The 25,918-nt window shown below is 58.6% G+C and carries 22 protein-coding genes; 4 read left to right on the top strand and 18 right to left on the bottom strand.

Going from position 1 to position 25,918, the window contains the following annotated elements:
* Positions 1–98 precede the first annotated feature (98 nt).
* From QZ822_RS01915 to QZ822_RS01935, 5 genes are all read right to left on the bottom strand, one after another.
* Complete coding sequence (locus QZ822_RS01915) at positions 99–1,394, bottom strand: hypothetical protein (RefSeq protein WP_294642172.1); 1,296 nt, start codon at positions 1,392–1,394, stop codon at positions 99–101.
* Between the two features lie 68 nt (positions 1,395–1,462).
* Positions 1,463–2,596, bottom strand: coding sequence for a 23S rRNA (uracil(747)-C(5))-methyltransferase RlmC (gene rlmC / locus QZ822_RS01920; protein ID WP_294642174.1), 1,134 nt, complete (start codon positions 2,594–2,596; stop codon positions 1,463–1,465).
* Positions 2,597–2,817: 221 nt separating this feature from the next.
* Complete coding sequence (gene groL / locus QZ822_RS01925) at positions 2,818–4,440, bottom strand: chaperonin GroEL (protein ID WP_049346117.1); 1,623 nt, start codon at positions 4,438–4,440, stop codon at positions 2,818–2,820.
* A 371-nt stretch (positions 4,441–4,811) separates the two neighbouring features.
* Complete coding sequence (locus tag QZ822_RS01930) at positions 4,812–5,384, bottom strand: LytR C-terminal domain-containing protein (RefSeq protein ID WP_005504511.1); 573 nt, start codon at positions 5,382–5,384, stop codon at positions 4,812–4,814.
* Positions 5,385–5,644: 260 nt separating this feature from the next.
* Positions 5,645–5,944, bottom strand: coding sequence for a DUF3263 domain-containing protein (locus QZ822_RS01935; RefSeq protein WP_294642177.1), 300 nt, complete (start codon positions 5,942–5,944; stop codon positions 5,645–5,647).
* 174 nt (positions 5,945–6,118) lie between these two features.
* Between QZ822_RS01935 and QZ822_RS01940 the strand changes: the two genes are divergently transcribed.
* The gene (locus QZ822_RS01940) at positions 6,119–6,790 is read left to right on the top strand and encodes a uracil-DNA glycosylase (RefSeq protein WP_294642179.1); all 672 of its coding nucleotides are present in this window, start codon (positions 6,119–6,121) and stop codon (positions 6,788–6,790) included.
* A gap of 171 nt (positions 6,791–6,961) precedes the next feature.
* On the opposite strand, the gene QZ822_RS01945 is transcribed toward QZ822_RS01940, so the two are convergent.
* The 8 genes from QZ822_RS01945 to QZ822_RS01980 all read right to left on the bottom strand — a co-directional run bounded on the left by QZ822_RS01945 (position 6,962) and on the right by QZ822_RS01980 (position 17,911).
* A complete protein-coding gene (locus tag QZ822_RS01945; RefSeq protein ID WP_294642181.1) occupies positions 6,962–9,097 on the bottom strand; it encodes a threonine/serine exporter ThrE family protein in 2,136 nt (711 codons plus the stop codon).
* Between the two features lie 417 nt (positions 9,098–9,514).
* Positions 9,515–9,793, bottom strand: coding sequence for an HPr family phosphocarrier protein (locus QZ822_RS01950; protein WP_005504506.1), 279 nt, complete (start codon positions 9,791–9,793; stop codon positions 9,515–9,517).
* A 233-nt stretch (positions 9,794–10,026) separates the two neighbouring features.
* Positions 10,027–11,721, bottom strand: coding sequence for a phosphoenolpyruvate--protein phosphotransferase (gene ptsP / locus QZ822_RS01955; protein WP_294642183.1), 1,695 nt, complete (start codon positions 11,719–11,721; stop codon positions 10,027–10,029).
* Positions 11,722–11,821: 100 nt separating this feature from the next.
* A complete protein-coding gene (locus QZ822_RS01960) occupies positions 11,822–13,828 on the bottom strand; it encodes a fructose-specific PTS transporter subunit EIIC (RefSeq protein ID WP_294642184.1) in 2,007 nt (668 codons plus the stop codon).
* Positions 13,829–14,022: 194 nt separating this feature from the next.
* On the bottom strand, positions 14,023–14,973 hold the full coding sequence (locus tag QZ822_RS01965; RefSeq protein ID WP_294642186.1) for a 1-phosphofructokinase family hexose kinase: 951 nt from the start codon (positions 14,971–14,973) through the stop codon (positions 14,023–14,025).
* A complete protein-coding gene (locus QZ822_RS01970; protein ID WP_049357323.1) occupies positions 14,973–15,764 on the bottom strand; it encodes a DeoR/GlpR family DNA-binding transcription regulator in 792 nt (263 codons plus the stop codon). The genes QZ822_RS01965 and QZ822_RS01970 overlap by 1 nt, the downstream gene beginning before the upstream one ends.
* Before the next feature lie 388 nt (positions 15,765–16,152).
* Entirely contained in the window at positions 16,153–16,587 is a 435-nt protein-coding gene (locus tag QZ822_RS01975) for a VanZ family protein (RefSeq protein ID WP_294642189.1), read from the bottom strand.
* 34 nt (positions 16,588–16,621) lie between these two features.
* The gene (locus QZ822_RS01980; protein WP_294642191.1) at positions 16,622–17,911 is read right to left on the bottom strand and encodes a histidine phosphatase family protein; all 1,290 of its coding nucleotides are present in this window, start codon (positions 17,909–17,911) and stop codon (positions 16,622–16,624) included.
* Positions 17,912–18,139: 228 nt separating this feature from the next.
* Here QZ822_RS01980 and QZ822_RS01985 point away from each other — a divergent pair, with 228 nt between their 5' ends.
* The 3 genes from QZ822_RS01985 to QZ822_RS01995 all read left to right on the top strand — a co-directional run bounded on the left by QZ822_RS01985 (position 18,140) and on the right by QZ822_RS01995 (position 21,521).
* Positions 18,140–19,135 (top strand): ABC transporter ATP-binding protein, encoded by a 996-nt coding sequence (locus QZ822_RS01985; protein WP_294642193.1) that lies wholly within the window; start codon positions 18,140–18,142, stop codon positions 19,133–19,135.
* Positions 19,135–20,553 carry an FtsX-like permease family protein gene (locus QZ822_RS01990; RefSeq protein WP_005508160.1) on the top strand — a complete coding sequence of 473 codons (1,419 nt, stop codon included), beginning with the start codon at positions 19,135–19,137 and terminating at the stop codon, positions 20,551–20,553. Before QZ822_RS01985 ends, QZ822_RS01990 begins: the two co-directional genes overlap by 1 nt.
* A 203-nt stretch (positions 20,554–20,756) precedes the next feature.
* Positions 20,757–21,521 (top strand): HAD family phosphatase, encoded by a 765-nt coding sequence (locus QZ822_RS01995; protein ID WP_294642195.1) that lies wholly within the window; start codon positions 20,757–20,759, stop codon positions 21,519–21,521.
* A 105-nt stretch (positions 21,522–21,626) separates the two neighbouring features.
* Here QZ822_RS01995 and QZ822_RS02000 read toward each other — a convergent pair whose 3' ends face one another.
* The 5 genes from QZ822_RS02000 to QZ822_RS02020 form a co-directional block, all read right to left on the bottom strand.
* A complete protein-coding gene (locus QZ822_RS02000; protein WP_367118624.1) occupies positions 21,627–22,487 on the bottom strand; it encodes an IS3 family transposase in 861 nt (286 codons plus the stop codon).
* On the bottom strand, positions 22,487–22,999 hold the full coding sequence (locus tag QZ822_RS02005) for a helix-turn-helix domain-containing protein (protein WP_294642199.1): 513 nt from the start codon (positions 22,997–22,999) through the stop codon (positions 22,487–22,489). Before QZ822_RS02005 ends, QZ822_RS02000 begins: the two co-directional genes overlap by 1 nt.
* A gap of 121 nt (positions 23,000–23,120) precedes the next feature.
* On the bottom strand, positions 23,121–23,816 hold the full coding sequence (locus QZ822_RS02010; RefSeq protein WP_070832128.1) for a methionine ABC transporter permease: 696 nt from the start codon (positions 23,814–23,816) through the stop codon (positions 23,121–23,123).
* The gene (locus QZ822_RS02015) at positions 23,817–24,872 is read right to left on the bottom strand and encodes a methionine ABC transporter ATP-binding protein (protein WP_070846715.1); all 1,056 of its coding nucleotides are present in this window, start codon (positions 24,870–24,872) and stop codon (positions 23,817–23,819) included.
* 145 nt (positions 24,873–25,017) lie between these two features.
* Positions 25,018–25,899 (bottom strand): MetQ/NlpA family ABC transporter substrate-binding protein, encoded by an 882-nt coding sequence (locus QZ822_RS02020; RefSeq protein ID WP_294642202.1) that lies wholly within the window; start codon positions 25,897–25,899, stop codon positions 25,018–25,020.
* Positions 25,900–25,918 lie beyond the last annotated feature (19 nt).

Consider the following 25,918-nt stretch of genomic DNA (forward strand, 5'->3'; position numbering starts at 1 on the left):
GATGATTATTTCCGAGGCGCCACCGCTCTTTTTACGTAACCCCTCTAAAAGGCCAGGCTATATTTGAACGACTTTTCCACCTGAGGTCAGATATCTCGTTACTTTTCCTTTTGAAGAACCCTTACAAGAACCTTCTCGGTTCTTGACGAGTAAAGATACTTCCTAAGGGCATCGCTTCCACGCTTTAACGAGTACAACAGTTCAAGCTTTTTATATATGTCATTAGCCAAGATAGAGGACTCATGTTTACGCTCCTCTTCAAACATTTCTTTATTAATATCATGCGGCAATTCAGTCATCGCAGATATATAATCTTCAACTCCAGAACGCGTATAAAATGACCAATGAACTTTCTTGGAATCCTTTAGCGACAACAGGTTCCAATAGAGCTCCAACAGATTGTAATCCCTACGAGCAAGCATCCTAGAATATCTGCGCAATTTATCACTTAATAATTCATTGACAATTCGAGTAAAATCATCAGCCTCAGACAGCTCAATAAATTGAAAATTATTAATTTTATTCATTCCATAAATAGGGACATATACCAGTGAAAAGTAGTTAGGAACCCGTTTCTCCATCCTCATTGAGACAATTGAATTCTGAACCCCCACAACATAATCATAATTATTTGATATGTCGTACAAATTTTTATCAATCCACAGCATCAATTTTTCATACAACAATACTGATTCTTCTAGATGCTTATTTCTTTCTTTATCAATAATCTTTCGAACGTCGCGTTTCTGACTATAAAAATAGAAGAAGAAGACTGTTGGCACCAAGGCTAGCAACGTAGCAACCAGCGGCAACTTCGAGACTAAATCCACGATGTCAACCCTAATGTTCAATAATTGAAGCATCAAGTCTTGAATCCTATCCACCGACAGATTAGAAAAACTAAAAATACGCAACGAGATACAAGAAAGAGCGAAAGAAACGACCACAGGGACACTAATTAGAAATTTAAATATTGCAAATATAGCATGCAAGAATGGTGCCTTATTTAAACCTTTCCAAACCATATTTTCATTTGGATACCCGTATGTCACCTGCCCCAAATTTAGAAATCTGTAAACCCTGGTCACCAGGTAATTAAATCGCACCATAAGGAGGGCACGACCTATATTCTCATTGTATACCGAGCGCTCACCTATATCTTCCAACTTTAAAGAAGTAGATAACCACAATTTCCTCAGGATAATTTCATACAATAATAAGTATATAATTAATATTATTAGATAATAGATAGCGAATTCTAGAATGCTTGCCAAGCCCCCCTGAGCCTCTACCCCAGAGAAAAATTTCCTGACATCTTTGAGGGGCAAAATTATCGCAATAGCAACAAATGGAATCAGGGCAATTATTTGCCTAGCAATTTTAGAAAATAACATATATTTAAGTCACTCCGAAACTCAGAATACCGATTCTTAAGATATTTAATATTCCACAGTAAAAAATCCTACTGCCTCTGCAGCAACACCATGACCTCATAGTGGTCCGTATGCGGGAACATATCCAGCACACGGCCCTGCACCGGCGCATACGACGGCATGCGCGCCAGGTCCTTCGCCAGAGTCACCGCGTTACAGCTCGAATACACCACGCGGTCAATACCCGAACCCTCAATCCACGCGCACAGGCTCTCACCAATACCGCGACGCGGCGGGTTCACCACCAGCATCTGCGGCACCGTGCCCGAAGACACCGCGAACTCCGGCGCGTCCTGCGCCGAAAAGTCCACGCCCTCCAAACCGTACTCGGCCACCGTGCGCTGCGCCGAAGCGACCGCCTCCGCACTAATCTCAATGCCCGTCACCGAGCCGCCGCCCATCACCGAAGCGGCATGCAGAGCAAAACCACCCACGCCACAGTACAGGTCCCACAGCGAGCGCGGAGCCACCTCACGCACCCACTCACGGCCCTGCGCGTACATCGCCTCCGCGACCTTCGTGTTCGTCTGGAAGAAGCTCTGCGGACGCAGATGCAGGGTCAGGTCGTTCACCTGCATCGGCAGGGTCTGACGCTCCGAAAGGATAATCTCCTCATCACCCTCAACACGCGCCACCGGTTCACGCAGCAGGTTCACCGACAGCACCGCCAGGTTCGGCAGCCGCTCCTGTAGCCAGGCCATCTGACGGCGAATCGGCACGAGTAGCTTCTTCGAACGCAACACAAAACGCACCATCAGCTCACCCGCCGCCGAAGCAGTCACCAGAATATTCTTCAACTCACCGCGACGATTCGGAATGTCATAGGGGGTCAGGTCCGCGCGCTGAATCAGCTCATGCAGCACCGGAATAGCCGCCTGAATCGGCTCCATATAGAGCGGGCATTCTCCAAGATCAGTGGAGGCGCCCGTACGGTATTCCACGATGCCGAGGGTCGGATTCTTCGCCGAACCGCCCACCACGAGCTTCGCCTTGTTGCGGAAGCCCGCCTCCGCGCTGGTCACCGGGTCCAGCCACTGCAACTGCGGGTACGCGGCAAGCAGGGCGCGGGCATGCTCCTGCTTCGCCTGCACCTGCACGGTGTAGGCGGTCTCAATGCTGGGGCAGGAAGAGCAGAGGTCATCACGAAAATAGGAACATTCCATAGGGGAACCATTTTACCGCCTCCATCGCCGGGACAGGATGCGCGGGCACCAGAAACAGGCACAGAAAAAGCGGGGGCAGCCACCCATCATGGGTAGCCGCCCCGCCTCATACGGATGCGTAGACCTGCGCCGGTTTGAGTACCAGCGTTAGGTCACCACCGTGTCACGCTTCGCGCGCCACGGATTCCATAACTTTTTGCCCCATCAGGGACAAAAAGTTATTACATCATTCCGCCCATTGCGTCCGCACCGGGAGCAGCCGCACCAGCGGGCTCCGGCTTGTTCGCAACAACAGCCTCAGTGGTCAGGAACAGACCAGCAATAGACGCAGCGTTCTGCAGAGCCGAACGGGTCACCTTCACCGGGTCAGCAATACCAGCAGCCATCAGGTCCTCGTACTCGCCGGTCGCAGCGTTCAGGCCGGTACCAGCAGGCAGGGAACGAACGCGGTCAACCACAACGCCCGGCTCCAGGCCAGCGTTAGCAGCGATCTGCTTCAGCGGTGCGTCAATAGCCACGCGCACAATGTTCGCGCCGGTCGCCTCGTCGCCGGTCAGCTCCAGCTTGTCGAAGACCTTCACGCCAGCCTGAATCAGAGCAACGCCACCACCGGGGACGATACCCTCCTCAACAGCAGCCTTAGCGTTACGCACAGCATCCTCAATGCGGTGCTTGCGTTCCTTCAGCTCAACCTCGGTTGCGGCACCAGCCTTCAGCACAGCAACACCACCGGCGAGCTTAGCCAGGCGCTCCTGCAGCTTCTCACGGTCGTAGTCAGAGTCAGAGTTAGCGATCTCTGCGCGAATCTGAGCCACGCGACCCTCGATAGCCGCTGCGTCGCCTGCACCCTCGATGATGGTGGTCTCGTCCTTGGTCACAACGACCTTGCGAGCGGAACCGAGCATGTCCAGGGTTGCTGCGTCCAGGGACAGGCCAACCTCTTCGGTAATGACCTGGCCACCGGTCAGGATGGCGATATCGGCCATCTGAGCCTTACGGCGGTCACCGAAGCCCGGAGCCTTCACAGCAACAGACTTGATGGAGCCGCGCATCTTGTTCAGCACCAGCAGAGCCAGAGCCTCACCCTCAACGTCCTCAGCAACGATCAGCAGCGGCTTGCCGGACTGCATGACCTTCTCCAGGACGGGGACGAGGTCCTTAACGTTCGAAATCTTCTGGTTCACAACCAGGATGTAGGGGTCCTCCAGGACTGCTTCCTGACGCTCCGGGTCGGTCACAAAGTAACCGGACAGGAAGCCCTTGTCGAAGCGCATACCCTCAGTCAGTTCGAGGTGCAGACCGAAAGTGTTGGAGTCCTCAACGGTGATGACGCCTTCCTTGCCGACCTTCTCCATTGCCTCAGCAATGAGCTTGCCGATCTCAGCGTCGCCAGCGGAAATAGACGCGGTTGCAGCGATCTCTTCCTCGGTCTCAACTTCCTTCGCGGAGGAGAGCAGAGCCTCGGTCACGGCCTCGACGGCCTTCTCAATGCCGCGCTTGAGGCTCAGCGGGTCAGCGCCAGCAGCCACGTTGCGCAGGCCCTCGCGGACCAGTGCCTGAGCCAGAACGGTAGCGGTGGTGGTACCGTCACCTGCGATGTCGTCAGTCTTCTTAGCAACTTCCTTGACGAGCTCCGCACCAATCTTCTCGTACGGATCCTCCAGCTCGATTTCCTTCGCGATCGAGACACCGTCGTTGGTGATGGTGGGGGCGCCCCACGCCTTCTCCAGCACAACGTTGCGGCCGCGGGGGCCGAGGGTCACCTTCACTGCATCGGCGAGGGTGTTCAAACCGCGCTCAAGGCCGCGGCGTGCCTCTTCGTCAAAAGCAATGAGCTTTGCCATAAGTGTCCTCCTGGACGATCGGATTTTTTCCTTCACCCCTGCGGGTGCGGTACATCTAAAATCGGGTGGCTGCCCCTCCATAACGCCCCCGTTACGGAGGCGCGGGCAGAGTAGGGCATAAAACACCCGAACGCTACATCAATTGTGGCACCCGCACCGGCATGGAGCAAACGTTTAAGCCCAAGGTTGAAGGGTTAATCGCCCAGTGCTTAATCTGCGCTCATCAACCCCGTCAAAAGGGGCGTTACCGGTGTGCCCGCCGGGAGTGCGGGAGGGGTGTTAAAAGCATCAACCCCACCCGGCGCATTAGTGGAATTGCGCGGATGGGGTTAATGAAAACTTGTAATTACAGAAGCAATGCGCGCTAGACCTTAGCCGGTGTAATCCGACGACAGAATCACGATGACCTCGTGGTTACCCATCTCAACGTTGGCGGTCGCCTGGCGCACCTGCGAAATGTCCAGCTTCGAGGCGATGCTCTGCGCCTGCGACTGGTAGCCCTCAGCGTAGTAGACCACGCTGGTTGCCGGTGCCACACCCGTGTAGTTTGCCGTCTCGTTGATGGTGTAGCCGGTCAGCAGAGCCGCCGCACGGGATGCACTACCCGCCGGAGCCGCCGCATTGTAGACCGCCACAGAGATGGACTCAGCCAGACCGGTCTTCGTAGCACTTGCCGAGGCGGAAGCCTTAGCCGGCGCAGAGGACGCCGACGCGCTTGCGGGCGCGGAGCTGCTCTTCGCAGTGGACGCCGAATACTGCGGGGAGGCGGTGCGCGGCGCGTACACGTACATTGCGCCGCCGATGAGCAGACCAACTACGCCTGCAGCTACCAGGGGGATGGCGCCCTTGGGGCTCTTTGCCGGGTCAGCGTTGACCGCGCGGTAGGTTCCGCGGCGGGCGGTGTTTTCGTCTACCTCGTCAAATTCGTCGCGGGGGTAGCTCATTTATCCTCATTTCACGGGTCTCTGTTTACCGGCTGGTACCGTACCGCCCTGCCTAACGCGCGGGCGTGGCTGCGGAAGGTGCGGTCTTGGTGTTCTAGTACCTAGAGTACCGTCTCAACTAGCGAGAACCAATGTGAACGCCCCGCAACCGGCTGTGAAAGAGACGGACACCGCACAGTGTTCAATCTCTACCTGAGCCTGAGGTGTGCGGGGTTGAAAGCGGGAGTTGGAGAGCTCGTACAGCTCCCCCGATTGGACCCCTAGTCAGCGTCTCGTCGGGCACGCAGAACGTCAATAATCTGCGGCGCTGCGGCACGCACCCGCTCATCGTCCAGCATGACGTTCAAGCACTGGTAGTAGGCAATCGGGGTGAACCCTGCGGCAATAATTGCCTTCTCTTTGGAGCCCTGGTGCTTGAAGCGGCGGCGTTCCACCTCAAGGATGCGCCGCTCGACCGGGGTCAGGCCGCCGGGCTGGGGCTCTGCTTCCGGCTGGGTCTCTGTCTGAGCCTCCGCCTCCGCTTGGGTTTCAGCGGTTTCAGCGCGTTCCTGTTCTAGCACGTTGCCTCCTCGTTCTGTCTGTAGCTCGCCTGCCGCGGCTGGCGTCTCCTAGCGTGCATATTCGTCATCCCCTAGTCTAGAAGAGAACTTCAGTCTAGAAGAGAAGTAACCGTAGCGCGCCCGGCACCGTGACCGCCGAAGCCGCATCAGCCCGAGGATATTCCGAGGAGATTCATGAACCAGCCCCTCAGCAGCATTATGAGCGAGGATTGGGCAGCAGCCCTCGCCCCGGTCGAAGAGCAGATTCACGCCATGGGTGATTTCCTGCGTGAGGAGCACGCGGCGGGTTACCGTACGTTCCCGCCTGCCGCCGATATTTTCAATGCGTTCCGCCGCCCCATGAGCCAGGTGAAGGTCCTCATTATTGGTCAGGACCCCTACCCTACCCCCGGCAATGCGATGGGCCTGTCGTTTTCGGTACACCGTGGTATGCCTCTGCCTCGTTCACTGAACAATATTTACAAGGAACTTGAGGACGATTTGGGTATCGCCCCGGCTGATCATGGCGACCTGTCCTGCTGGGCTGATGAGGGTGTCATGCTGCTCAACAGGGTTCTGACCGTGCGTGAGTCCGATGCGGGCTCGCATCGCGGCAAGGGCTGGGAGGAGATTACCGAATGCGCTATTCGTGCCCTGGTGGCTCGTAACCAGCCACTGGTCGGTCTGCTGTGGGGTGCGGATGCACGCAAGTGCGCACCCATGCTACAGCCGTACCCGAGCGTGGAGTCGGCGCATCCTTCGCCGCTGTCTGCGCATCGTGGTTTCTTTGGTTCGCGTCCGTTCTCAACCGTGAATTCTCTGCTGGTGCAGCAGGGCGCAGAGCCGGTGGACTGGACGGTGCGCTAGGCTGACAGTGCGCTAGGCTGACGCTCTACTAGGCAGGGCACAAGAGCCTGCGCTAGACCCAGTACAAGGGCATAGCGAAGGGGCGGTAGCTTGCGAGTTGAACTCGTAAGCTACCGCCCCTTACCTGCATAAAATATATGCGATATTGGCTATATACCCTTGAAAAGAAGACTAAGACTCCGCCGGTTCCACATTCCGCGGAGTCGTAAAATGCTGCAGCGCATACTGCATCGTGTAATTACCCAACGCAACACCCGAAGCCATCGCCACCACAATCGAAACCGCCGTAATCATATTCTGCATACCCAGAATCACGTCCGTCTCAACCGTCAGCAGGTACATGCCGCGGAAGAACGACAGACCCGGCAGCAAGAACGTAATCGCAGGAATCGAGAAAATCGCCTGAGGCACATGCAGACGGTACGCAAAATACGTGCTCAACGCACCAATCACAACCGCCGCACACGCCGTCGGACCGCGACCCGTACTCGGGCCGGCAAGCAGCTCATAGCTGTAATACGCCGCCAGTCCGCAGCCCGTAATCAGCATCAGCCAACCGACCTTCACCAGCTTCGTCTGCAGGGTAATCGCAAAGGTCGCAATCGCCACCAGGAAGAAGAACGACGCCACCAGCGGGGTCGTCGGCTCAAAACGCAGCTGCTCAATATCCAGGGTCGGGCCGTTGAAAATATTAATCGCGCTCACCGCGGTCGCAATGCCAACCACCAGGCCCAAGAAGCTCATGCCCGTGGACACGAAACGACCCGCAGCCGTCACCGGGAAGCCGTTAATCGCATCCTGCACGGCACCCACCAGACGCGGAGTCGGCAAGAACATAATCATGCCCGCAGCCACCACCAGGGGCGCAGAAATAGCCTCCCCCTGGCGCTGAAGAACCGACAGAATCGACCCTTCGCCGCCCAGCCAAATCGCCAAGAAGGTCATCAGACCCGCACTGGCCGCCATGCGGAAGAACGCCGGAATACCAATCGAACTCAGCCACTGAATCAGCAGGTACACGGGAATAAAGATAATCGCCGCGCTCAACGCCGTCGCAAAGCTCGCGCCCAGCGCCGCCGTCAGGGTTCCGGCACACACCAGGTTCGCCAGCCACACCACCAAAGGCGGGAACGGCTTGGGGCGGTGCGTAATCTGGTTCAGCTTCAGGTCAGCCATTTCCAGGGTCATGCCGCCGCGCGTGATCTTGTAGATTAGGCCGTACACCTCAGAGAGCGCCTCGTAGTTTTCCGTTGAGGACCGCACCACACGCACCAGGGTGTGCGTAAAGCGCTCATCAGCGTTCGCGTTACGCTTGGCGATGCGGGACTCCATGTAAATATCGGGGTCCGAGGTGTAGTTGATGGTCACCGACTGGTTCGTAATATCGACTTCCACCGAGTCCAGCCCGTACGCCGAAGAGACCGCGATAATCGCCGAGTCCACGTCCATAGCGTCCGCGCCGTAGTGGAACATCGCCTCCGCCAGACGCAGGGTGAAGTTCAGCGTATCGCGAGCGTACTCCTTCTCGCGGCGGAACGCTTCACGACGCTCATGCTCCTCAGTACGAATCATCGGCACAAACTGGCGCTGAGCAATACGCTGGGCACCGCGCGGGGCGGTGGGTGCCGCCTCCTCAGTGCGCACAAAAGAGCGGAGGCGACGCGAACCCCAGCGGCCGCCGCTACCGCGCCCTGAGAGGCCACGAGAGCCTCCATCGACCAGCGGCACGGAGGTGGTGGGCATCGAAACGGGCCCGGTCTTCGGTGTAGCGGTAGGATCCGCACCGTATCGTCGGGCTGCGTGAGAGTTGGGCACCTGCGGAATCATGCCGGTCATGGGCACCGGCTGGGAGGGGCGGGTCAGCGCCGCCTCAGTCACCAGGTTGCTGGAGGTGACGGGGTTCGGTTCCTCGCGGTATGCGTCTAGGTCGTCGTCAGGTACGAGGGAGGGGTCAATGACGGTACGCGCGCCGTGGCCGTTAGGGATCGGCTCGGGGTCGCTGGCGGGCTCTACCTCCTGCACGGTGATGCCCATATCCGCTACGGCTTCCTGCAGTACCTCGCTGACAGCTTCAGCGGCGACGGTACCTTCCTGATTGTTCACGGAGGCGGTCTGCTGCGCCAGCACCCGGCGCAATTTTTCGTCGGTGACCTGGTCTAGTGAAACCAGGGGAAAACCGCGTTTACCGGCAATGTAGCCCGCGGTAGTATTCTGCTCGCTTCCTTCCGTTGCGGCAGTATTTGCCTCGCCTGCATGCGAAGCTTCCCGCGGTTTGGATTCCGCGGGGGTGTTCCTCGATTCTGCCAATGTCCCTCCCAGATAGACAGTGCCTTTTTAGTCTAACAAGGGCATGATTCTGCGGTAGCACTGGGACGCAGAAATATCACTTTTCTGACCGGTGGTTTTGCACGCAAAAAGCGCGCTGCGGAACCAACAGCAAATATCTTCATCGATATGCAGAGAAATCCGGGGCGCTACTGTACAGAAGATATTTGGGGATATATTTCTAGAGCTATTTTCGAGAAAAAATAAAGGTTATATATACATTAAGATTTAGCAGAGAAATATCCCCCTCGCACCCCCATTCACAGCCCAATAAAACATGAATTATTCATAACAAAAAATATCCCGCCACCGAAGTGACGGGATATTCACGCTTTAAGGCTGTAGCCTTCACAGCATCTGAAGCGCACCGCTCGGGGCCACCTCAGAGGCGAAAGTCAATTACTCAGCGTCGTGGTCGGTCTCGAGGATCTTAACCAGCGAGTCCAGAGCCTCTTCAGCACCTTCACCCTCAGCGCGCAGGACAACAACGTCGCCGTGCTTTGCACCCAGGGACATCAGGGACAGAATCGATGCAGCGTCCATAGCCTCATCTGCGGGCTCACCCTTAGCAGCGATGGTCACCTCAACGGGGAGGTCGCCAGCTGCCTCAGCGAAGATAGCTGCCGGACGTGCGTGCAGGCCAACACGGCTTGCAATAGTGGCTTCGCGCTCTGCCATTATGTTTCTCCTTTGATCAAGGAACCGAAAATATATCAGTACCTATTCTAAATGAACGGGGCGCTTCAGGACCCGCCCTTACTCTATAAATTGTACCGTTCAGCCATACGCTAACAAGTACAAAAAATGCCGGATGCAGAAATAAAACTCCGCACCCGACATTTTTATGGACCCGGGCACCGCCGCCGCACCCCGTTGAGGGGCAGCAGACAGCACCGGAATCGTTTTAAGGCTTAGAGGCCCAGCTCGTCCAGAATCGGCAGAGCCTTGCGTGCGCTCTCCTTCGCCTCAGCAGAAGAAATCTGCTGCAGGGCGATAGCCGCAATCTGCTGTGCCTTCTCCTTAGTCACGGACTTCAGAACCGCAGCCACAGCGGGGATAGCGCCAGCGTTCATGGACAGGGTGTCAACGCCCAGACCAATCAGAACAACAGCCAGAGCCGGGTCAGCAGCAGCCTCACCACAGACGCTCACGTACTTCTTCTTACCCGCGGTGACCGATGCACGCTGAGCACCCTCAACGGTCATCTTGATCATCTTCAGCACTGCAGGCTGCCAGGGGTTGTTCAGGTGCGCCAGGTCGCCCAGCAGACGGTCAGCTGCCATGGTGTACTGGGTCAGATCGTTGGTGCCGATGGACACGAAGTCAACCTCGCCCAGGATAGCCTCAGCGTTCATCACAGCTGCGGGGGTCTCAACCATCACACCGTGAACGGGCAGGCCGATCTCCTTGAGCATGTTCGCAAAGTTGCGTGCCTCGGAGGTGGTCGAAATCATCGGAGCCATAACCCAGATGTCAGCGTCAGAGTTCTCCGAAGCAGCCTTAATAGCCTCCAGCTGGCGGGTCAGAACGCCCGGAACGGTCCAGTCGGTACGGAAACCGCGAACACCCAGTGCGGGGTTCTCCTCGGGGTTCACGTTCAGGAACGGCAGGGGCTTGTCAGCGCCAGCGTCCAGGGTACGAACCACGATGTGCTTGCCGGGGAATGCGTCAAACACGGACTTGTAGGTCTTAGCCTGAGTCTCGATGGAAGGCTCAGCGTCGTGGCCCAGGAAGCCGAACTCGGTGCGGAGCAGGCCAACACCCTCAGCCTTCAGGCTTGCAGCCTTCTCAGCGGACTTGCCGTCACCAACGTTTGCGTACAGCTCAACGCGGGTGCCGTCAGCCAGCACACCCTTGCCGTCGAAGTCAGCGACGGGCTTGCGGTTTGCGTACTTGATAGCTGCCTCGCGGTCAGCGTCGGTGGGCTCGGTGTCAACGATGCCCTCGTTGGAGTCCACGTAGACGATGGTGCCGTCAGCAATATCGGTCACGCCCTTAGCCGCCACAATAGCGGGCAGGCCCAGGCCGCGAGCCAGAATAGCGGTGTGCGCCTGGGGGCCACCGTCAGAGGTAATCAGGGCGATAACCTTCTCGGGGTCCAGGGTTGCGGTATCAGCCGGTGCCAGGTCAATAGCAGCCAGGATGAAGGGCTCGTCAGAGACGGGGATGCCGGGAGCCTGCTGGCCGGTCAGCTCAGCAACGATGCGGGCACGCACGTCGTGGATGTCGGTGACGCGCTCAGCCATGTAGCCGCCCAGGGCAGCCATCTGGTCTGCGAAGGAGGTTGCAGCCTCCCAGATTGCGCGCTCGGGAGCCATCTCCTGGGTCTCAACCAGCTTGATAGCGCTCTTGATGAGTGCACGGTCGGTAGCCATCTGAGAGGTGGACTTCAGGACAGCCTTACCGTCACGGCTTGCGTTCTCTGCGCGAGCGAGCAGGTCTTCCTTAACACGGACCGATGCGTCCTTGATGCGCTGTGCTGCAGCCTCAGCGGTCTCACCGCTCAGACGCAGACCATCCTTGGGTTCCTCGATGGGCTTAGGCATCTGAAGAACGGGGCCAATAACGCGGCCGGCGTATACGCCGACGCCCTTGTAGGTAGTCATAGAGTTCATGTCCTATCTGTGGTTTGTCTACAGTGTAACGTGTTTTTTCACGCTCGCGCCTGCAAACAGACGATCAAATGAAGGTGAGGTTATACGGCCTTTATGCGGATGCCTTAGAACGGGCACCCAGGGACTTCAGCACCACGTACAGCAGCGCCGAAACAACGGTACCGGCAACAACAGCCACCAGGAACATCAGCGGGTTCTGCGCCAGACCAATAATCCAAATACCACCGTGCGGAGCCGGGGAAGCCACGTGCGCACCCATGGAGATTGCACCGGCGATAGCGCCACCAACAATGGTCGAAGGAATCACGCGAGCCGGGTCAGCCGAGGCGAAGGGAATAGCACCCTCAGAGATGAAGGATGCACCCAGCAGCCACGCAGCCTTACCGTTCTCACGCTCGTTCTCGTTGAACAGCTTGGGGCGCAGGGTGGTTGCCAGAGCCATAGCCAGCGGCGGAACCATACCGGAAATAATGACGGCAGCCATGATTTCCTGGTTCACGGTCGCACCCGAGGACAGGCCAGCGGTTGCGAAGAGGTAAGCCGCCTTGTTGATGGGGCCACCCAGGTCAGAAGCCATCATCGCGCCCAGAATCAGACCCAGCAGCAGAGCGGAACCGCCAGACATGGAGGTCAGCCAATCCTGCAGGGTGGTCATAACCCAAGCCAGGGGCGCACCGAGCAGCAGGTACATTGCCAGGCCGGCAACCAGAGAAGTCACCAGCGGGGTGATGACCACGGGCATCATCGAGCCAAGCCAGCGGGGCAGCTTCAGGGTGCCCAGAGCGTACGCAATCAGACCGGCGAGAATACCGCCAACAATGCCGCCAAGGAAGCCCGCGTTCACAGCGAGAGCCACCGAACCGGCGATGAAGCCCGGAGCAATACCGGGACGCTGAGCCAAACCGTACGCAATGTACGCGGCAAGAGCCGGAACCATCAGGCTCAGACCGAAACCACCGATGGTCTGCAGAACAGCACCCAGGTACAGGGTCCAGTGCACGTCACCGAGGTTGAACAGGGTTGCCGAGTCAAGAATCGCCTTGGTGTTCACATCGCCAAGGTTCGGCACCGTAATTGCCTCGAAAACGAAGCCCAGGGCGACCAGAATACCGCCGGCGGCAACGAACGGAATCATGTAGGAGATACCGGTCATCACAGCCTTGTAGATGCGCGAGCCCCATGCACCTTCGGTAGCGCCTGCGCTGTCCTCACCGCTGGATGCGGCAGCGGCAACGCGCGCACCGTTCGGGTTCTCAGCCTCAGCCAGAGCCTCCGCAATCATTTCCTTCGGTTCGTCAATACCGCGCTTGACGGGGGACTCAACGAAGGGCTTGCCCGCGAAGCGGTTACGCTCACGCACGTTCACGGACACCGCGAAAATCACGGCGTCTGCGGCATCAATATCAGCCTGGGTCAGCTTCTCATTACCCGAGGAGCCCTGGGTCTCAACCTTCAGGTCGTAACCGAGCTCTTCAGCCGCGTACTTGAGGGCGTCTGCAGCCATGTAAGTGTGAGCAATACCGGTGGGGCATGCGGTCACAGCAACAAGCTTCTTCACGGGAGCAGAAGCGGCGGGGGCTTCCTTCTCAGCAGCAACCGGGGCAGCAGCGGCAGCCTCAGCGGGCTTAGCCTCTGCCTTCTTCTCGCCTACGCCGAGCGCACCGTTGACCAGCTCAACAATCTCTTCAGCCGAGGAGGCCTCGCGCAGGGACGCGGTGAAGCTCTTCTTCATCAGAGAGCGTGCCAGGGTGGACAGCAGCTTCAGGTGTGCCTGGTCAGCGCCATCGGGTGCAGCGATGAAGAAAATCAGGTCGGCGGGGCCGTCCTTAGCACCGAAGGAAACTGCCGGGTTGGGGCGTGCCATTGCCAGGGTCGGCTCGGTCACGGCAGCGCTACGGCAGTGAGGAATCGCAATACCGCCGGGGATACCGGTGTCGGTCTTGGATTCACGTGCTTCGGCAGCCGCGTAGAGCTGCTCGAAGTCGGTAGCGCGTCCGGCATTTACGACTGCCTGGGCGAGCTTGGCAATTACGTCAAATCGGGTCTCGCCGAGGTTCTCGTCCAACAGGACGAGATCTGCGGTGATCAGATCAGACATATTCCCTCCTCGGGTATGTGTTGGGGCGGGGATTCGCTCAGCGGTGCCGAGCCTCTCCCCTATATGAGTTCAAGGTGTGTGCAACCTGTGTGCGTGTGCGCAGCGTGCGTATATGCGTGTGGGCGTATATGCACAGCACCCCAGCTTATATTCCCCTTTGGGAATAAAAGCTGGAGGTGCACAAACAGCTCAAATTAGAGCTGCAGCTGACGAACGGTGACCTTCTCAGGAGTGGTCTGCTCCAGCGAAGGCATACGGGTACCCGGAAGAGCAGCAGCAGCCGAACCGTGAGCTACCGCCTGAACCAGGCAACCGGGGGCATCCTCACCGCGAGTGTGAGCAATCAAGAAACCGGACAGCGACGAGTCACCGGCGCCCACAGTGCTACGAACCTGAATCGGCTCGTGCACAGCGTGCCAGATACCCTGCTCAGTGACCAGCACCGCGCCGCCGCCGCCGAGAGTGGCAAGCACATACTCGATACCGTCACCGAGCAGCTTCTGGGCGGTGCGGGCAGTCAGCTCGGGGCTAGCCTCCAGCTCCTCCCAGTTATCGCTACCGGTCAGCTGAGCCAGCTCCTCCGAGTTGGGCTTAATCAGGGTGGGCTTGTGCTCACCGGCGACGGTCGCAATCAGCGGCGCCTCAGAAGTGTCAATCGCGATCTTGCCCTCGTAGCCGGAGGCGCGCAGTGCCGCCACCAGCTCGGAGTAGTAGGTCGGCTCCAGGCCCGGAGGCAGCGAACCAGCCAGAACCACCCAGTCGACACCCTTGGAACGCTCAACCACCAGCTCATCCAGCTTCTGACGCAGTTCAGCATCGAAAACGGTGCCGGGGGCGTTCAGCTTGGTGGTGGTACCGTCCGGGTCAACCACGGTGATGTTCGAGCGGATCGGCTCACCGGTGGGCAGGTTAGCGAACTCGACGTCCACAGCCTGAAGCGCGGTCAGCACCGGGTCGGTGGCCTCACCGGGCACAATGGCGAGGGTCGGCACGCCGGAGACCTGCAGGGCGCGGGAAATATTCACGCCCTTGCCGCCGGGGTCCTGCACAGCGCCAACAGCACGCTGCACGGCACCGTGTGCCAGGGGCGCACCGAGTTCAATGGTGCGGTCCAGGCTGGGGTTTGCGGTCAGAGTAATAATCATTAGGCAATCACAATCTCAACGTTTGCGGCCTCAAGCGCCTGACGGAGGGCACCTTCGGGCTCGCGATCAGTAATGAGGGTGTCAATATCCTCAAATCCCGCGAAGCGGACCAGGGATTCCTGACCGAACTTCGCGGAGTCACAGAGCAGGACCACGCGACGGGCTGCCTTGCAAATTGCGGTCTTGACGATGGCTTCGTTCATGCCGGGGGTAGAGATGCCGAAGTGCGCTTCGATGCCGTTGGCACCGATGAACGCAATGTCGGGGCGCATGGTGCCAAAGTGCTCTGCGGCGCGTGCACCAACAGCAGCCCAGGTCATCTTGCGCAGCTGGCCGCCAACCAGTTCAAGGGTGACACCCTCGGCTTCGGCGAGCTTGACTGCAATGTGCAGCGCGTGGGTGATGATGATGCGGTCGTTACCGGTCTTGAGGCTGAAGTTCTCGGCGCCAATGTGGTCGGCAAGAATTTCGATGGTGGAACCTGCATCCAGGACGATAGAGCCAGCCTCGGAGTCACGTAGCATCTGGTATGCCTTGGTGGCAATGCGGCGCTTCTCGGGGGTGTTCATGCCCTGTCGGGAGGAGATGGAGGACTCCAGGGAGGTGGACTGCTCAATGGTGACAGCGCCACCGTGGACGCGGCGGAGCTTACCTGCTTCTTCCAGTGCGGCGAGGTCGCGGCGCACGGTCTCCATGGTCACATCGTAACGACGCGCAAGGTCAGCGCCGTTGACACGACGTGCGGAGGCAACAAGCTTTGCAATTTCGGCACGGCGTTCTTCTGCGAACATAAATCGGTGTTCCTTTGGGCTAGTGGGGAGGAAATCTGTGTGTTCTCGTCTGCGTTCTGTGTGGCCAGAGAGCCGTGAAAGACATGGTTTCAGCGAGCTGACAGAACGCTTTAGGGTAATACTTGATTTTATGTGGGTTTTTGTGGGCAAGTCAATATAAAACGCTGTATTTGCTGGAATATTACCCGGATGTTCCCTACCGAAACCACACCTTGTTGCGAGCTGTTGCCTGTTTATGTCTGTTTGACCTAATGAACTGTTGGGTTTTGCTCCTCCCCGCCACCTACGGTGTTGATAGACCCCGCCAGCGCACTCGCAGCAGGGCAAAAAGCATAAGGCGCCGACTCCGAGAACCCTCGGAACCGGCGCCTCCAACAGGCACAGAACTTTATTTACCCTTGCGTTCGCGACGCATGCGACGCCAACGATGCACACCCAAAGCACCCGCCGCACCCAGCAGGGCACCCGAACCGTTCATCAGCACATCCACCGGGTCGCCGGTACGATCAGGCATGAAACTCTGGATTGTCTCAATGCAGGCGCTGACCAAAAATCCCAAGTACAGCACGTGCAGGCGAGCCTTCGGCTTGAGCAGCAGGGCGAAGAGAAACCCGCCCGGGATGAACATGATGACGTTCGAGAGCTGCTCGATGCTCGAATAGGTGATGAACGCGGGCAGCCAGCCCTCGGCGTGACCGGTATCCAGCAGCTGTGCCAGGCGGCCGCCAACCTCGTTATCGTCCACGTGCACGGGGGCGAACACGATACTCGCCACCACCGCGCAGTACAGCGCCGTGACCGGCCAGAGAATCAGCCGCCACACGCGAGCGCTAGAGCGACCGCTACCGGGTTGTCCTTTACCAAACAAGGCGACCCACCTCGTCGAACTGCTTGGTCGAGTCCCACGCGAACAGGCCCGGCACGTCAATCGTGAGCGGTTCGGCGTTCGGCACGGTCACGGTCCATTCTTCACCGGCTGCAGCGGAGAGGGCGCGGCGGATAAAGCTGCCGTGGCTGACGGCAATAATCTTCTGTTCGCTTGAGGCTTCAGAGAGTTCACGCACGATATTGCGCAGGGTACGCACCGCACGAATGTACACGTCACGTTCGGATTCCACGTTCGGGTAGTAGCGTTCGGGGGCGCGGCGTTCGGGGGCGGGAATGTCCAGGCCCTCGCCGGCACCGTAGGCGCGTTCCACCAGCTCGGGGTAGGTCTTGTGCACCTGCAGGTCGAAGTGCTCGCCGACCAGCTGCGCGGTCTCGTGGGCGCGGGACAGCGGCGAGGACACCAGCACGGTGAATTCCAGACCCATGTCGGCAAGCTTCTTACCGGTGGTGCGTGCCTGTTCGCGGCCGGTGTCGTTGAGCGGAATGTCGGTGATGCCCTGCATGAGGTTCGCCTTGTTCCAGTCGGTCTGGCCGTGACGGATCAGGGTGAGGGTCGTGTTCTCGGCGCCCGCCGGTACTTCCTCGGGGCCCAGCTCGGGTTCGAGGTGCTGCACGACCAGGCGGTCGATGGCGTCGTCCAGGTACTGCAGGGGCACCTCGGTCAGGGAGGCATTCACCGGGATCGGGTAGATGCCGTCCTCGTTGAGCAGTTCGGGGTGGCGCTCAGCGACCAGGGCGGTCATGGTCATGGCAATCAGCATGCCGTGCGCGGCGACCACAACGGTCTGACCTTCGTATTCGCGGCGGACGCGGTTCAGCGCCGCCAGGGAACGGGCGAGGAAGTCCTTCTTCGGCTCCACGTTGTACGCGTTATTGGACTGGCGGGAGGCGAGAATCAGCTCGCGGGTAGCAATCTGGCCTTCCAGGTCGCCAAAGGAACGTTCCTGGAAGCCGTCAACGGCACCGCGGTAGGGTACGCCCAGGCCTTCGGCTACGATTTCGGCGCTTTCTACGGCGCGGGAAAGGGGCGAGGAGACGATAGCATCCACGGTGGTACCCTCAGCTGCTGCCTGCTGCAGGGCACCGATAGCGGTGCGGACCTGCTCCCTGCCGGTGTCGTTGAGGGGGATGTCGGTGCCGCCCTGGAAGCGGTGGTCGATGTTCCAGTCGGTCTGGCCGTGGCGCAGGAAGATGATGCGGGTTCCTGCCTCGGGGTCGGCTACCGGAGTGATGATGGGGGTGTTCTGTGCGTCGGTCATCCTTCTAGTATGGCATTGCCCCCGCGCAGTTCAAGGGGGCAAGAGGCGTATTCTCTCATGAAGCGCACTCATACCGCGGTATGAGCTGCGGGGTGGTTGAGCGCCCGGTCGGGCGAATTTTTTCAGGGTATTCCCATATTTTTCAGCCCCCAGACGGAGGGGTGAGCCGCCGAGAAGCTGAGATGATAGAAGAGTACTTCCGTTAGTTCATACCCAATGAAGGTTGTCATGACGCAGAATCCTCAATCCCAGAACCGTCCTCAAACCCAGAACCCGCAGTTCCAGGCTCAGAACCCGTACTCAATGACCCCTCCGCAGGCGGCGCAGCCTGCCGGTCAGTATTCCGCTCAGCAGGGTCAGCCCGGCCAGCCCGGTCAGCCTAACCAGCAGAGTCAGGCGGGCTACTATCAGGGCCAGCAGGGCTACCCGGCTCAGGCACCTCAGCAGATGCAGCAGGCGCCCTTCGCGCGCGGTGCGATTATTTCTGCCCGTAACCTGCACAAGTCGTACGGCAATAACCCGGTGCTGCGTAACGTGAGCCTGGATATTTTCCCCGGTGAGTCCGTGGCGATTATGGGTCCTTCCGGTTCCGGTAAGACCACCCTGTTGCATGCGCTCTCGGGCATTATCAAGCTCGATGCCGGTTCTGTGCTGTTCAACGGCCCGACCGGTCAGGTGGCGGTGGAGTCCCTCAGCGAGCGTGAGCGTACCTCCCTGCGCGCTAACTCGTTTGGTTTCGTGTTCCAGCAGGGTCTGCTGGTTCCCGAGCTGACCGCGGAGGAGAACGTCTCCCTCGCCGCGATGATTGCCGGTGTCCCCCGCCAGCAGGCGCGTTCCATTTCGGCTGATCTGCTGAACCGTCTGGGTCTGGGGCAGATGCTGGACCGCCGTATGGGTGAGATGTCCGGTGGTCAGGCTCAGCGTGTGGCGATTGCCCGTTCCCAGGTGAACGGTGCCCCCGTGACTTTTGCGGATGAGCCGACCGGCGCGCTGGACTCTAAGACCGCGCGTGAGGTGATGGCTCTGTTGCTGACCATGATTCCGCAGCAGGGTAAGACTCTGCTGGTGGTTACTCACGACCCGAACGTGGCGGCGGCGTGCTCCCGCGTGGTGTACCTGCAGGACGGTCAGATTGTGAGCGATCAGCGCAATAATCAGGGCGGTGTTCCCGCTCAGAACCCCGGTGCTCAGAACCTCGGCGCTCAGTCTCAGGCAGGTGCATAATGCAAATCTATGCTCTACTCGCCAAGCGAACCCTATGGAGTTCGCAGGCGATTCTTCCCGTGCTGGCTTTTGCCGCCTCCTCGGCACTGTTTTTGACGGTTGCCGGTGGTGTTCAAGCGCTGAGTACGTGGCTTGAGCACGCCAACGTTGACCACGAAATGATCAACCTGATGGGCATTCAGAAGCTCTACATGGGTTTGGCGTGGGTTGCCGCTCTGGTGCTGATTGTTCCGCTCTTTACCCTGGGCGCTTCGGCTGCTCGTTTGAGTGCCCGCCGCCGTGATGAGCGTCTGGCATCCCTGCGCCTGATTGGTGCTTCTACGACCCTGATTGTGGGTCTGTCTGTTGCGGACGCGCTGGTGTACTCTCTTGTGGGTTTCATCATCGGTCTGTTGCTTTACCTGGTGCTGATTTTCCCCTTTGGCGCCCTGCACTTCATGAACGTTCCGCTGGGTGCTGAGAATATGCTCCTGCCGGTGAGCGTGATTTTCTACTGCTTCCTGGGCTGTATGGTTCTGGCGGCTCTTAGCTCCCTCTTCGGTCTGGCGAAGGTCAGCATCAGCCCGCTGGGTGTGCGTACCCGCGCGAAGGCTGGTTCCGCCGGTTACATTGCTCTGGGTATCGGTGTTGTTCTGGTCATTGCCGTGATGATTCTGGCATCGACCTCAAAGGGTTTTAGCATGTTCTCACCCTTCCAGGATGGCGGTGCCGATAGCGCGATTAAGAACCTAGCGATTTTCATTGCTCTGCCGGGTCTGCTGATGATGGTTGCTATCGACCTGATTGGTACCTTCCTGGTGTGGGCGTACGCAAAGATTCGTGTGCGCATGACCCAGAAGGCGTCGGTTCTGCTGGGTTATCGTGCGGTGCTAGAGTCCCCGCGCGGGGCGTGGCGTCAGGTTTCGGGTGTGGCGCTGTCGACCTTCTTGGTGACCTTCTTCGGCCCCATCCTGATTCTGGCGGGTGAGATGAACAAAACGGCGAAGGAGGTAGGCCCCGCCGCCGGCCCCTTCATGACCATCATGTCGGACATGTTCCAGGGCATGCTGCTCATGCTGTTCTTCTCGTACCTGCTGGTCACTCTCTCCGCAGTGTTGAACCAGAGCGCCGCCATTTACGAGCGTGGTTCCCTGTACTCTTCGCTGAATATGATGGGTACCCCCACGAGGATGTTGCAGGCTTCGCGCCTTACCGTGGTTTTCGGTCCGCTGGTGCTCATTAGCGTGGTTTCTGCGCTGCTGGGTCTGCCGCTGACGGCATTGATTGCGGCGCAGGGTCTTTCCGGTGAGATTCTGACGAAGATGTTCGGTATGACCTTCGGCGCTATTGCGCTGGGTCTGGCGCTGGTCTATGTGGGCCTGTTGGCGACTATTCCGTTTATGCGTCAGGTGACTCACAAGCCGGTGTCCGCTCTCTAAGCTGTTTTAGCTTCTGCCCTCCCGTTGCGTCCGTTCTGGATGCGGCGGGAGGGTTTCTTTATGCCCGCGTTTGTGCTGCATACTTTTGTGCTGCGTGCTTATACTGCGTGCTTTTGTGCCCTCACCCGGTTCGCGCCCTGCATGTTTTCTCACGCACCGAGCCACCGCTTCCATAGCCTAAAACCCTGTGAGAGACTGACATTATGTTTGAACACACAGTACCCTCCGATTGGTTCCCCCGCTGCGCAATCTTCGACTGCGACGGCATCCTCCTCGACTCCGAGACCGTCTGGAACGATGTGCAGCGTGAGCTTTTCGCCCGCTGGTCTGTTCCCTTCACCGAGGAGGTGGAGCATCGCCTCACCGGCCTGGCAGCAGCCGACGTCGCGCAGGAGCTTGCCCTGCTCTCCTACGAGGCGCAGAACGGCCAGAAGCCGAATGTTGCCTCCGCAGAGTACGCCGAACACCATGAACGCGTGATGAAGGACCTGCTCACCACCGAGCACGAGGTCATCAGCTCCGGCGTGGACCTGATTGAGGGTGCGCAGAAGTTCCTGGGCTTCCTGAGTGAGCACATGCCGGTTGCGGTGGCGTCGAACTCCACCGCGAACATTCTGACCCTGAAAATGGAAAGCTACGGTTACGCCCCGCTGGTGCGCACCTGGGTCAGCAGCAACGACGTTCCGGCCGGTAAGCCCGCCCCGGACATGTACCTGGAGGCGGCACGTCGCCTCGGCTTTGAAGGTCACGAGGCGCTGGCGTTCGAGGACTCCCCCGCGGGCGCGCAGGCGGCACGTGACGCCGGTACGAAGGTCATGATTTACGTTCCGGAAGGCACCGACCCGGCAAAGGCACCGGCCGGTTTTGGGCGCTTCGATTCGTTCAATGACCCGCAGCTCTGGGAGGCGGCACGCACCTGGATCGCCAAGCTTGAGGCGGCGCAGCAGTCCGAAGCAGCGCAGGGCTAAGCAGCTAGCGTCCCCTCCCCTAGCGCAAAGGAACCAGACACAAAGAAAGACCCCCGGCCCGCTCTGAACTGCGCCCCGAAACTTGGACGCTTTAAATAGTAGCCGCTATGCAGCTTCCCTCAGGGCCTGAACCCGGTACTCCACCGGAGTCAGGCCCTTAAGCTTTACCTGCCGCCTTGCTGTATTCCAATGCGTAATATACGCATCAAGGTCAGCTTTGAAACTCTCAAAAGTCAGCCAGTCCTGCCCACGAAAAAACTCATCCTTAAGATGCCCAAAGACCTGCTCAGTGGCGCCATTATCAATGCAGTTACCTTTACGTGACATGCTCTGGATAAAACCATTATCAGCAAGCGTTCTAACATAGAACTCGTGCTGATACTGCCACCCCATATCCGAATGCAAAATCGGCTCAGCCCCTGCAGGCTTGGCATCCACGAGTACCTGAAGCATCTCTTGCTGCTGGGCAAGATTAGGGCACATCGAGATCGAGTGGGCAACAATCTCCTTGCTGGCAAAGTCATAAACCGGAGCGAGATAGGCCTTACCGAAGGAGAGCTTAAACTCGGTAACATCGGTACCCAGTTTCTGCCAAGGACCAGTCGCCGTGAAGTTGCGACCGATGATGTTGGCGAAACTTTGCCCCACATCCCCCTTGTAGGAGTTGTACCTGCGGTAGGCCCTCTCACGGCGTATACCGCAACGCAACCCCATCTGACGCATCATCTTCAAAACCGTCTTATCAGCGATACGCACCCCTGCCTCAGCGCGCAGGCACATGGCCACCTGCCTGTGACCACACCCGTTGGGCGTTCGCGAAAAGATCTGTGTGACCTTGGGACGTAACCGCACTCTGGTTGGCTGCCAGGGGTGAGCCAGCGCGTAGTAGTAGCTCGACCTGGCAAGACCAGCCACCTCAAGGAGATCACGCACCGCGTGTCCCTGCCCTGAAAGCTCAGCGACCACTAGGGCTTTGTCCCGGTTTGGGAGCGCTTCTGCGCCTTCAGGGCAATCGATTTTTTGAGGTACGCCACCTGCGCCTCAAGCTTGCGCACACGCTCTTCGAGTTCTTCCTCACGCGTTGGTGGCAACGCCCGCACCGACCCCTTCGGCCTGCCCTTGGGCTTAGGCTTAAGCGCCTGCGCGCCGCCCTGCCGGTACAGTCTGCACCACTGCTTCAACGGTGTTGCGCTTGCAATACCGAAATGCACCATCGCCTCGGGCTTACTCATCCCACCATCAACCACAGCCGCCGCTGCGGCGACCTTGGTCTCATAGTCGTATTTGGTTCGCTTTACTCCCATGGCAAGAAGCCCGTCCTTCCCGATGACGCGGTACATTTTCTGCCACTCTCTCACAGTCGCGGCAGACATACCAAGCCTCCTGGCGGTCAGACCATAGCCGAATCCTCTCTCAAACATCTGCGCTGCCTGCTCCCGGAGCAGACGATCATGTCTCATTCCCAGATTGATAGACATGAAAAGCCTCCCGTTTCTTGGACTTTATTTTCGTTGTCCAAGAAACGGGAGGCAGTTCACTCCTCAGGAGCAGACCGGGGGTCTTCTATGCTTTATCAGCTTGTACCTAAGCGGTACGAGTTTATCGGCGCATAACCTTCTTCGCCAGTGCGTTACCGATGAACTGAACCAGCTGAACCAGGACGATAATAATCGCCACAACAGCCCAGGTGATCTCATCGTTGAAGCGCTGGTAGCCGTCCACAATCGCGATCTTACCCAGACCACCGGCACCCACGTAACCGGCCATAGCGGACATATCCACCACGCCGATAACGAGGAAGGTGTAACCCAGGATTAGCGGGCCAAGTGCCTCGGGAATCATCACGGTGAACAGGATGGTCAGCTTCGAAGCGCCCATCGCGCGGGCCGCCTCAATCACACCCGGGTCAATGGAGACCATGTTCTGCTCCACGATACGGGCAATTGCGAACGCAGCACCGAAGCTCATCGCGAAAACCGCAGCGTTCACGCCCAGGCGGGTACCCACCACGGCGCTCGTCAGCGGGCCCAGCGCCGCAATCAGGATAATGAACGGAATCGGGCGAATCACGTTCACCAGAATGTTCAGGATCGTGTACACGAAACGGTTCTGGAAAATATTACCTGCACGGGTGGTGTACAGCAGAGCACCCACAATCAGGCCAACCAGACCGGCACACAGCATGGTGATAGACACCATGTAGAACGTATCGCCGATAGCCGGGAGCAGCTTCTCGGGCAGGAACTCAGACCAGTCAGTCTTAGACGCAGCCAGCGGAAGAGTAGTAGCAAACATTTAGCGCACCTCCTGCACGCGAGCAACGGTCTTCAGTTCAGCAACAGCGGCATCAATGCTGGTGATTTCGCCGAGAAGTTCCAGGGTGAGGGTACCGTACGCCTTGCCCTGCAGGGTCTCAATACCGCCGCCCACAATGTTGAAGCGGACGTTACGGGCACCCAGGTAGGACAGCACCTTACCGAGCTCCTGGTTACCCTCCACGATTTCAACGTTGATGAGGTAACCCTTGTGGTTAGCGCGCAGCTCAGCCGCCTCCTTGCCGGTGGGGGCAAGCTTGACGGTGGTTGCCACGAACAGCTTCGCCACGTCGGTCTGCGGGTTGGAGAAGACGTCGTAGACGTTGCCCTGCTCCACCACACGACCGGACTCCATGACCGCCACACGGTCAGCGATGCTGGAGACCACGTCCATCTCATGGGTAATCACCACGACGGTCACGCCCAGTTCACGGTTCACACGCTTAAGGAGCGCAAGCACTTCATGAGTGGTTTCCGGATCCAGCGCGCTGGTGGACTCGTCCGCCAGCAGCAGTGCGGGGTTGGTCGCGAGCGCACGGGCAATACCCACACGCTGCTTCTGACCGCCCGAAAGCTGGTTCGGGTAGTGGCCTGCACGGTCGGCAAGACCCACGAACTCGAGCATTTCCAGGGCGCGGGCGCGGCGGTCCTTCTTAGACCAGCCGGCAATCTTCAGGGGGAACTCAACGTTACCGAGCACGGTGCGGGAGTTCATCAGGTTGAACTGCTGGAAGATCATGCCGATGTTGGTGCGTGCTTCGCGCAGTTCGGAGTCGCGCTTGCCGGAAATTTCGAAGCCGCCAACGGTCAGGGTGCCACTGGTGGTGGTTTCCAGGCCGTTAATGAGGCGGACCAGGGTGGACTTACCGGCGCCGGAGTAGCCGATAATTGCAAAGATTTCACCGCGGTTAATGGTGAGGGAGACGTTGTCGACAGCAACTACTGCCTTGGGGCCGTTGCCGAAGACCTTGGAGACTCCGTCCAGAACCACCATGGGCGAGGTGCTGTCGCCGAAGCTCTGTGCCAGTTCACTCATAAATATGTATCCGTAAATGTCGTGGTTGGGGCGCTAAAGGGCCTTAACGCCGTTACGCAAAGGACGGTAAGCCTATCGTGACCCGCATCGGGTTCTTAGACTTACCGCCTTTGCGTATGCCTAGAGGAGGCGTGTATTGAGAAGATTACTTCTTAGCGCGCAGCTTGGCTTCTTCGTTAGCCAGGGACTGACGCAGCTCGTCGGTGCTCACGTTGACCTCAACGGCGGTGCCGCGGGTCTCTTCCTGAACGACGTCCATGACGGCCTTGGAGTGGAAGAGTTCAACAATCTTCTTGTAGGTCTCGTCGTCAGCCTTGTCCTTCTGAGCAACGAAGAGGTTCACGTACTTGATTGCCGAGGGGTCGGTCTTGGGGTCGTCCTGAGCCAGTGCGTCTGCGGGCTTCAGGCCTGCATCCTTGAGGAAGTCGTTGTTAACGACTGCGCCGTCAGCAGACTCCATGCCAACCACGGTCTGGGTTGCGTCGACGGGGGTGACCTTCACCTTGGAGTTAGCGGTGTCCACGTCGTCGATGGTGGGTGCGTCAACGTCAGCGTTCTTGAAGGTAACCAGACCGTTGGTCTTCAGCAGCTTCAGTGCGCGTGCTTCGTTCACGGTGTCGTTCGGGATAACGATTTCGCCACCCTGGGGGATGTCAGCCAGCTTGGAGTGCTTCTTGGAGAACAGAGCCATCGGGTAGATGACGGTCGGGCCGACAATCTGCAGGTCCTTGTTAGCGCTCACGTTGTAGTTAGACAGGTACGCGATGTGCTGGAAGCGGTTCATGTCGATGTCACCGGCGTCCAGTGCGGGGTTCGGCTCGGTGTAAGCGCTGAACTCCTTGTACTCAATGTCGATACCCTGCTTCTTAGCTTCTTCCTTCAGGGTCTTGTTGAACTTCTCAGAGCCAACCACACCGATGGTGACCTTCTTGGAGCTGGAGGAAGAGGAGGAGGAGTTGGTGGAACCGCAGGCTGCCAGGCCAAAGACCATGGGGACAACTGCGAGTGCAGCAGCAAACTTCTTCACGGCTATGAATCTTTCTGTT

This window comes from uncultured Rothia sp., assembly GCF_916715725.1.
Classification (GTDB): Bacteria; Actinomycetota; Actinomycetes; order Actinomycetales; family Micrococcaceae; genus Rothia.